The following is a 3,813-nucleotide window of genomic DNA, read 5'->3' on the forward strand; positions in this document are numbered from 1 at the left end:
CTAGGCCTCTAGACGAAGGGGACGCAGCGCGTTAACGAGGCCGGTTTTTAGCGATTGGGTGGGGTCAGGTCAAGCGGCTTTTTCGCCCCTGTGACGTTTTTTTTAATCCCCTGCCGGAAATGATGCCATTCCCGACCAAATACTGAAAAACCCTGCCACCTTGTTTAACCAGACGGTTTATTCGCTTTCCTTCCGGCCCTGGACGGACAGATGAGGCTTCCCCCACCTTCCGACAAGGGCCGATTACATTTCTTTATTGCGGCCGGCGCCGCGTTCCGAACCAGAAACAACCGCCCGCCAATGCAAGGCCGCAACCAAGGAACACAAACATCGCCTTGTACCCGGTATCCGGGTCGGCCTCATAGTGGCCGACAATCAATCCGGCGATCCCCTGCAAAACGAAAAGCCCACCAAAGGTCGCAAGATTGATCGTGGTAAGTGCACGGCCAATCTGATGTTCGGCCACGGCCTTGCGCGATGCGGCGTAGTTAAGCGTCGCACTGCTGCCAAGGAACCCGTGCAGCAACATCAACACCATGGCAACGCCCGTTCCCAGCGGCCCGACAAAGGCCTGCAACAAGCAGGCAACCGCCCCAACCAGAACAGCAAAGGTGATCAGACCACGGGTATTTTCAGGCATCATGCGCGACAATTGCCCATAGGTTGGTGGGCCAATGATCATACCGATCGTCATCACCAGCAGGATATTACCGACCTCGACCGCGCCAAGATCAAACACATCATGCAAATACGGCCCGCCCCAAAGCCCGCGCACGGTCAAAATTGTCGGGTAACTGAAAAACGCGACGCCTGAAAGCAGCCAGACCTGCCGGTTCGACCATACCGACATCATGCCGCGCAAGACGTCCATGACGCTCTCGCCGCGCTGGGCATGAGCAGCATGGCCCGGCGGGTTGTCGCGCACCAGAATGAAATCAAGCACGACAGCAATCAGCGCAATACCGGCAAGGCCATAATAAACTGTCCGCCAGCCATAGGCCTCCACCAGTGTTGCAAGCGGGGTGGCCGATGCCAGAACACCCATCAGACTGAAGGACACAATCAGCCCGGATGCCGCGGCAAATTTCTCTGGCGCGGTCCAGCGCGCCGCCAGAACAAGCGCAGAGATGAAAGCCGCCGAACAGCCAATACCAATCACCGCCTGCCCGGTCATCAGACCAAGCACACTTTGTGCATTGGCAAAGACAAACACGCCGATCACGGTAATAACCGTCAGGAAACCGTTGGTGAGCCGCGGCCCATACCGGTCAAGCAACACCCCGACCGGGATCTGCATCAGGGCAAAGGCGAAATGGAAACTGCCCGAAATCAGACCAAGCTGTTCGGGCGTAACGGCAAGTTCCTCGCGCAATGGCCCGGCCAACAAGGCCTGGGCAGAACGGAAAAACTGACTAAGTGAAAAAGCCAGCATGATCGGCATCAGAACGATCAGAAACGTTCCGATCCCGTGCGGCGTATGTGTGGGGCTTGGATTTTTTGTCATGGTGCTATCTGGCTTAATGCCAAGACGCCAAAGCGGCAAGCTTTTGCGTGACATGGGCATGCCCCGAAATCAGATATCATCACGCCGAAAAGTCGCCAGCAGCAGCTTAATCCACCGCCCTACTGGCTTAGCAGCAGGCCACGTTCAATCCTTGGGGACTGGTTCATGATGACACCATATTGCGACACAATCCGGTCAAACTGACCGTCTTTGACAATTTCGTCATAGGCATGCTGCCAGACTCTGACGATCTCGGGCGGTGTCTGCGCAGAGAACGCCAGATAAAGATCAGCACTCGTAAACGCATAAACCATCTCGACATCATCACGCTTAAGCGTGCTGTTTTTAAGCTGCTCATACAGTTCGATGTCTGATGAGACAATAAGATCGATCCGACCTTTTTCGAGCATGCCCACAACGCCGCCGGAATGATGGATGGGTTCAAGGTTTTCAAACCCATAGGAGCGCAAGGCCAATTCAGCAGCGCCGCCGGCCTGCACACCGATCAGGCCGGCCTGACGCAGGTCTTCGATGTCGTGCACCGGATTTGCTGAATCGGCACGCTGAAAAATTCCCGCATTGATCGGCACAACCGGCCCGACCCACTGATAAGACTCTTCACGTTGGGGCGTTCTGGTCATCGAGAAAACGCCAACATTCGCCTCGCCATCAATACGCAGAAGAACACGCTTCCATGGCAAGACATCAATATCCTTGCCATAGCCCAGCTGGGTTGCCATGGCCTGTACGACTTCGGCACCAATCCCGCGCAGGTGGCCTTCATCATCAAGGAAATTGAACGGTGGGTATTCTTCTGTAAGCAGGGTTACACCCAACGCATCGACAAGATGGCTCGGGTCTGCCTTTTCCAACGCCTGCGCCTGTGCATTCCCCGCGACGATAACCGTCGCAAGAAGAACAAAAAACGCCTGAACCAACAGCGCAAAGCGGTATGCGCACAGCTTGTCACGATTGCGCGCACATGCCTGGTCAGGTCCATCTATTGCGAACATGCTGTGGCGCTTGTCATACGTTTCTGGCGGGTAATACAACCAATACACCTGTGGGAAAGCCATGCGGATCAAAGAAGCAATTAAATCATCATACCAATAATGAAATTTGCTATCAATCCAAAGACCACACTTTCGTATAGACCACGTCCGTCAAACGGGTAATGCCACATCATCAATGATCAGCTGCACACCATCACGCCCCTGCCAGCTATCGCGGCGCAAATGCCCCAGAACATGCAACGGGCGCCCACCATGCTTGATCAGGGTCTGGCCCATATCATTATCAAGGCATCTGAACGCAATCGCCTTGAGCCGTCCCTGCCCGTTTGACCCGGTCAGGATGCAACGCACATGATCCTGCCCGACAACGTCGGCCTTGACCGCCCGGCAATCGACAAAGGCAAATCGGGGCTCCGCATTGCCCGCACCAAAAGGCCCCAGCTTTTCAAGTGAGTCGATAAGGTCAAGTGTCGCACCCTTGGCGTGAAGCGCCCCATCGACCGTGATGGTCGGGCGGATGTCATTTTCGGCGATGATCTTGGCAAAGCGCTCTTCAAGAAACGCTTCAAACGCTTCAAGCTTTTCGGGATCAAGGGTAAAGCCCGCCGCCATATGGTGCCCGCCACCATTGATCAGAAGCCCGGCCTGACGGGCCGCAATGATTGCATCACCCAGATCAATGCCCCGCACAGATCGCGCAGAGCCCTTATAGACCCCGTCAACCATCCCCATCACAAGCGACGGCACGTGATATCGATCCTTAAGCCTGCTTGCGACAATACCGATTACGCCGGGGTGCCAGTCTTCGCCACCAACCAGCACCATGGAGCCGACCTTTGACCTGCCCTCGACCGCACTGATCGCCTGATCAAGGACGATATCCTCAATCGCCTTGCGCTCTCGGTTATAGTCATCAAGTCTGCGGGCGATATCCTGCGCCTCTGCGGCATTCTCGCCCGAAAGCAGGGTGGCGCCCAGAAAACTCTCGCCAACGCGCCCACCGGCATTCACACGCGGCCCAAGGACATAACCAAGGTGATAGGCACTGGGCACTTCGTTGACCCCGGCAATATCGGCAAGCGATGTAATGCCAATATTGCTGCGATGCTTCATCACCTTGAGGCCCTGGGTCACGAATGCCCGGTTCAACCCGCGCAGCGGCACCACATCGCACACTGTGCCAAGGGCAACCAGATCAAGCCAGTTGCGCAAATCGGGTGCGCGAACACCCTTCTTTTCAAGCCAGCCGCGATTGCGCAATTCACGCAGCAACGCCACACAGACCAGAAACGCCAC

Annotated in this window: 3 protein-coding genes; all 3 read right to left on the minus strand. The window is 55.9% G+C overall.

The window, feature by feature from the left end:
* Positions 1–253: 253 nt before the first annotated feature.
* A complete protein-coding gene (locus tag B2R48_RS14125) occupies positions 254–1,558 on the minus strand; it encodes an MFS transporter (protein ID WP_297001577.1) in 1,305 nt (434 codons plus the stop codon).
* A gap of 65 nt (positions 1,559–1,623) precedes the next feature.
* A complete protein-coding gene (locus B2R48_RS14130) occupies positions 1,624–2,517 on the minus strand; it encodes a substrate-binding periplasmic protein (protein ID WP_297001581.1) in 894 nt (297 codons plus the stop codon).
* 150 nt (positions 2,518–2,667) lie between these two features.
* A partial coding sequence (locus B2R48_RS14135) for a single-stranded-DNA-specific exonuclease RecJ (RefSeq protein WP_297001584.1) occupies positions 2,668–3,813 on the minus strand: 1,146 nt, incomplete at its 5' end.

This window comes from Thalassospira sp. UBA848 (genome assembly GCF_002295455.1).
Taxonomy (GTDB): domain Bacteria; phylum Pseudomonadota; class Alphaproteobacteria; order Rhodospirillales; family Thalassospiraceae; genus Thalassospira.

Bases quoted from the DNA above. Each gene is read 5' to 3' on its own strand.
- B2R48_RS14125 (WP_297001577.1), bottom strand. From the start codon at position 1,558: ATGTCACGCAAAAGCTTGCCGCTTTGGCGTCTTGGCATTAAGCCAGAT.
- B2R48_RS14130 (WP_297001581.1), bottom strand. From the start codon at position 2,517: ATGTTCGCAATAGATGGACCTGACCAGGCATGTGCGCGCAATCGTGAC.